At 50.4% G+C, this 1,011-nt stretch carries 2 protein-coding genes; both read right to left on the reverse strand.

Features of this window, described 5'->3' with window-relative positions; translation table 11 throughout:
• The coding region (locus U4E84_RS18835) for a hypothetical protein (protein WP_322533567.1) at positions 1–246 on the reverse strand (246 nt) is incomplete at its 3' end.
• A 194-nt stretch (positions 247–440) separates the two neighbouring features.
• Positions 441–869, reverse strand: a complete 429-nt coding sequence (locus U4E84_RS18840) for an HD domain-containing protein (protein WP_322533568.1) — start codon at positions 867–869, stop codon at positions 441–443.
• Between the last annotated feature and the right edge of the window lie 142 nt (positions 870–1,011).

Raw genomic sequence — 1,011 nt, forward strand, 5'->3', positions numbered from 1 at the left:
CACGTCAGAAGCCATTGAACGAATTGCGGCCTCTCGGACTAGTGAGTTCGGTTGGGTGAGGGGTAACGGATTGAGTGCCACGATGTCGGGTAATCGTACGTCAATCGGCTGATCGGATTCAACAGCGGTGAATCGGAATACAGGAACATCGTGTGGTGTGGTTGTAGATGGCTGGTTCACAGATTCTTGCGTCACATCCCGTGTTCGCTCCTCTCCATCATTTGTTCTATAGGTGAGTTCGAACACGTAACTATCTCGAAGCTTGTCTTGTACCGCCTCTGCGTCGAACCCGCCGTCAGTAATACGGTGGACTGCTGACAGTCGAGCGGTACCACTCATGCTATGTCAAGTAATTATATTGATTGGCAATAAGCGTGTACCTCGGTGATGTGGTATGAGGTATTCAGGCTTGTAGAATAACCAGCCAACGGGTGTCCCGGTTACTCCTCGTACGTTTCTAAATAACGCAAGGCGCGGTGGTATTTAATTTGCCGCTCAACGGTACTTTCGTCAACCTCAGGGAGCCGTGTCAAATCCATATTATCTTTAATATCGACCTGTTTGACGCGTCGAGCAATCTCATTTTCCGCACACCGCGGAATGAAATCATCTAGGTACGCCTCGTCGTCTCGCTTGGTCAACGCATCTACTGCGTCCCGAATCTCCGTGCCGAACGTTGATTCGATGGTTGCGAGATCCTGTGTGGAGTCTTCGACCACATCATGTAGCACAGCCGCAATCCGCTCTTCATCTGTGTCGACCTGTTCCATCAAGCGAAGTGGATGACGGATATACGTTGCCCCCGCTTTGTCTTTATCACCGGTGTGTGCGTCGAGTGCGATCTCGATTGCCTTCTCTAAGCGGTTCATATTGGTAGGGACTTAATCGGTCAGCTGTTCTCTTCTCTGTATGCTTCCCACTCGGCTCTAGTGTAACTATTCCCTTCAGCGTCGTGTACCCAATACGAGTAGCCTTCCTTTGGTGCTGGGAGCGTAAAATCCTCGTCAGATG

It is taken from the genome of Halorubrum sp. AD140 (assembly GCF_034497445.1).
GTDB lineage: Archaea > Halobacteriota > Halobacteria > Halobacteriales > Haloferacaceae > Halorubrum.

Bases quoted from the DNA above. Each gene is read 5' to 3' on its own strand.
- U4E84_RS18840 (WP_322533568.1), bottom strand. From the start codon at position 869: ATGAACCGCTTAGAGAAGGCAATCGAGATCGCACTCGACGCACACACC.